This is a genomic window from Microcoleus sp. M2_D5, from assembly GCF_036701935.1.
Classification (GTDB): Bacteria; Cyanobacteriota; Cyanobacteriia; order Cyanobacteriales; family Microcoleaceae; genus Microcoleus.
The window spans coordinates 1-3,791 of record NZ_JAUBRP010000154.1; the positions used below are offsets into that span (position 1 = coordinate 1).

Here is a 3,791-nt window from a genome sequence, read left to right on the forward strand (position 1 = left end):
TCATCTTAAATGGAGCTAGAGGATATCGATCGCACTTGTTCTTTGCGGGCGATCGATTATTCAGCAAACCCTAATTACGAGAAAGCGAACCTGTTTTTGATTGAAGCGCGTAGAGGTGCGATCGAAATCGGATCTTGAAATCGCTTATGGTCAAACAAATCCGCAGCAGAGGGGGACTGAAATAAATGACAGAATACATCTCGAATCTCGCCCAAATTATCTCAGTTCAACCTTATCCGCTGCTGTTTGCGACTGTCAGCGGTTCGCACTTATACGGCTTTCCTTCCGCAGATTCTGACTTTGACTTGCGGGGAGTCCATATTTTGCCGTTACCAGAAGTAATTGGACTGATTTCTGGAGAAGAAACAATCGAAGTTTCTGAAGTTCGGGAGGGAATGCAACTCGATTTAGTAACTCACGACATCAAGAAATTTTTTGAGTTGCTGTTGAAGCGCAACGGCTACGTGTTGGAACAACTGTATTCGCCGCTGATAGTTTACACTACAAAGGAACACGAGGAATTAAAGGATATTGCCTCAAACTGTATAACCAAGCACCACAGCCACCACTATCTCGGTTTTGCTAAAACTCAATGGAAATTGTTTGAGAAAGAACGCCCGCGTCGGGTTAAGCCGCTGCTGTACGTTTACCGGGTGTTGCTGGCTGGGATTCACTTGATGCAAACGGGGGAAGTGGAGGCGAATTTGGTGAAGCTTAACGATAAGTTCCAGTTGTCGTATATTCCTGATTTGATCGATCGCAAGCTGGCTGGGAAGGAAAAATCTGTGATGGAAGATACAGATATTGAATTTTATCAGCAAGAGCGCGATCGGCTAATCAATATATTAGAAGAGGCAAGTTTTACAAGTCATTTGCCGTCAAATCCTAATGCAAAGGTTGCTCTTAACGATTTTCTGGTAAAGGTGAGGATGTCATCTGTGAACTAAACTATTTTACGTCGAATTAGTCTTTTGCTGCTGCAAGCACCCTACATATTAGTCGTTTGGTGCGCCGAAGATATCAGAACCTCCACTCCAGTACACATCATTACCAAATAAACCGGGTTTTTCATCCTGCTCATATCAACTCCGTTAGCATCGGAATAGTAAATTCGAGTTCACTGTTCGCGGCGTTGACTGTTCATTGTTCGCGGCGTCACCAGTCAACAGTCAACATCATGTATGAGTGTTGCCGGAAATGATATCAAAGGCCATAATGCAGTATTTTCGTGTCCGTTAAACCCGGTTTTAAGTGATTCACCTTAATAGATTTGTGTTGGCTGTTGCGTTAAGGGCAGGTATGCGGGTATTTTGATAGTCGGTAACTGGTGAGTTTTTTCCTGGTATGCAAAAATTCAAACTTACGCCGCCTACATATGTCTTGATATATGAAATCAAGGCGTGGATAAATATAACGATTGCTACCATTTCTAATGATTCTTCAATCGTCGTTACTATCACGTAGGATATATCCCCCGGTCCCGTTGTATAAACTATGTATCCCGCTAGCATTTCCACTCCGATGGCTCCTCCAATATAAATAGCGGCGGCTGCAACAAACAATTTTCTCGTTGAAACAGGAAGCTGCAACACGAACTTACTGTAGGAAAAAAGAAATATCGCTACTAGAAAACCGATCGGCACAATCCAAGTAAAGTAAAGAAATCCTGTGGCATTTAGCAGGTTTCGCATCGGGTAAACCAGCTTTTCGTGCAATTGACCAATTTCGTCTAAAGATAAAAATAGAAATATGAAGGACAAAATTTTCCAGTGATTCTTGTAGCGATCGCTATCCAAATTTTTCGCATAGGCGATCGAACCCAGCAAGAGAGAACTAAACAGCAATGTCAAAAATGAGTAGAAGGTTGGAATGTTCCCCTCGTAATCAACGTTGAATCCATTTGCTAACAAGTCTCTAGATGGGTAATCCGGCAACAAGTACATAGTCATCTGACTTAAGAAAGACAGTACAACTAGACAGGCAACCACTCGAAGCAGCAACTGGGTTACAGATCCTGGAGTTAGAGGAATTTGGAATTTCATGTTTTCTTAACCGTTCTCTTAAGCTTTGTTTAAGGGAATCTTATCAAACGAAAAAAAAATTTCGGTCTACCCACAGACAGAGAAGACTCCTAGTCCTGAAGGGTCTCTTTTGTAACCGTAGAATTATCTTAAGATTAAGGAATTTAGCAGACCTCGATCGCCGACTATTTTTTTTAACTAAAAAATAATCAAAGATTTACTGACAAGTAAATTACAGCAGATTCCATGTATGTAGCCTTTCTCAGAAAGATGAAGTACGCCGAAACCCTGTGTTATCAAGCTTTTGTAGTGGAATTGTGTACCTCATCTACCCAAGAAGCGCTATACATAGCAATCGTTGCATAAGTCGTAAACTTTTTACCCCACCCCAATCCTCCGCTTATCAAGGGGAGGAAGTAAGAAATTCACAAATGATGCGAGGATTGCTATGTTAGTCGTTTTGTGCACCCAAAAACGCAGAACCTCCAGTCGAGTACGCATCAGTAGAAAAAAACCAGGTTTTTTATCCTGATTAAACACCTGAATGCAGTATTTGAGTCCATCAAACCCGCTTTCAAGTGATTTACTTGGATAGATTTCTGTTTGCTGATTCGTTAAGGGAAGGTATACCGATATTTTGATGATAGGTAACTTCGGTGTTTTTTCCTGGTATGTAAATATTCCAACTTACGCCCCCTAAATATGTGTTGATATATGAAATTAAGGCGTGAACAAATACAACGATCCCCAGCATTTCTAATAACTCTTCAATGGTCGTTACTATCACGTAGGATAGAGTCTCCGACGATCCCCCCGTTGTATAAACTATGTATCCCGCTAGCATTTCCATTCCGATGGCTCCTCCAATATAAAGAGCGCCTGCTGCCACAAACAATTTTCTTGTATAAACCGGAAGGTGGAACAGAAACTTACTGTAGGATAATAGAAATATCGCTACTAGAAAACCCATCGGCACAACCCAACTAAAGTAAAGCAATCCTGTAGCATTTATCAGGCTTCGCATCGGGTTAACCAGCTTTTCGTGCCATTGACTCACTTCGTCTAAAGATAGATATAAAAAGATGAATGATAAAATTTTCCAGTGATTCTTATAGCGACAACTATCCAAATTTTTCGCATGGGCGATCGCACCTAGCAAAAGAGAACTAAACAGCAATGTCAAAAATGAGTAGAAGGTGGGAATGTTCCCCTCGTGATCAACGTTGAATCCGCTTGCCAAGAAGTCTCTAGAGGGGTAATCCGGCAACAAGTACAAAGTCATCTGACTTAAGAAAGATAGTACAACTAGACAGACCACCACTCGAAGCAGCAACTGGGTTACAGATCCTGGATGTAGAGGAGTTTGGAATTTCATGTTTTCTTAACCTTTTTTTAATCCTTTGTTAAATGTATGTTATCATAAATTTTTTTACCCTAAGCTGTGGAGCATTTAAACCAGTAAGGAAGCTTGTATGGTGCGTCAATCGATTTGAGATTTGAGATTTGAGATTTGAGATTAAAGATTAAAGAATTGACCCCAGGGATAAATGCTCTTTCTTGAGGATTTTCGATTTGGGATGCTTTCGATTGATTTGCGCGAGATAAATCACGTGGCGGGTATCACCTTTGAAATTCGTGGTCAGGAGTGAACACTTACGCGCTTATGCGGGAAACACTTCTGTAATGACGCATCCTAAGCTGCTACGCAGCTAAACCGGATAAAATAGCATTGCCTTTATTTTTGATTTTTCGATCCCATTTAATAACCAG

The 3,791-nt window shown here is 41.0% G+C and carries 3 protein-coding genes; 1 reads left to right on the forward strand and 2 read right to left on the reverse strand.

Annotated elements, in window-relative coordinates:
* Positions 1-185: 185 nt before the first annotated feature.
* The gene (locus tag QUA50_RS29065) at positions 186-947 is read left to right on the forward strand and encodes a nucleotidyltransferase domain-containing protein (protein ID WP_333268755.1); all 762 of its coding nucleotides are present in this window, start codon (positions 186-188) and stop codon (positions 945-947) included.
* Between the two features lie 309 nt (positions 948-1,256).
* Here QUA50_RS29065 and QUA50_RS29070 read toward each other — a convergent pair whose 3' ends face one another.
* On the reverse strand, positions 1,257-1,949 hold the full coding sequence (locus tag QUA50_RS29070; protein ID WP_333268754.1) for a hypothetical protein: 693 nt from the start codon (positions 1,947-1,949) through the stop codon (positions 1,257-1,259).
* 655 nt (positions 1,950-2,604) lie between these two features.
* Positions 2,605-3,396: a hypothetical protein gene (locus QUA50_RS29075; RefSeq protein ID WP_333268753.1), complete on the reverse strand. Its 792-nt coding sequence runs from the start codon at positions 3,394-3,396 to the stop codon at positions 2,605-2,607.
* Positions 3,397-3,791: the final 395 nt, after the last annotated feature.

Excerpts from the sequence above, each read along its gene's own strand:
- QUA50_RS29065 (WP_333268755.1), top strand. The coding sequence starts at position 186 with ATGACAGAATACATCTCGAATCTCGCCCAAATTATCTCAGTTCAACCT.
- QUA50_RS29070 (WP_333268754.1), bottom strand. The coding sequence starts at position 1,949 with ATGACTATGTACTTGTTGCCGGATTACCCATCTAGAGACTTGTTAGCA.
- QUA50_RS29075 (WP_333268753.1), bottom strand. The coding sequence starts at position 3,396 with ATGAAATTCCAAACTCCTCTACATCCAGGATCTGTAACCCAGTTGCTG.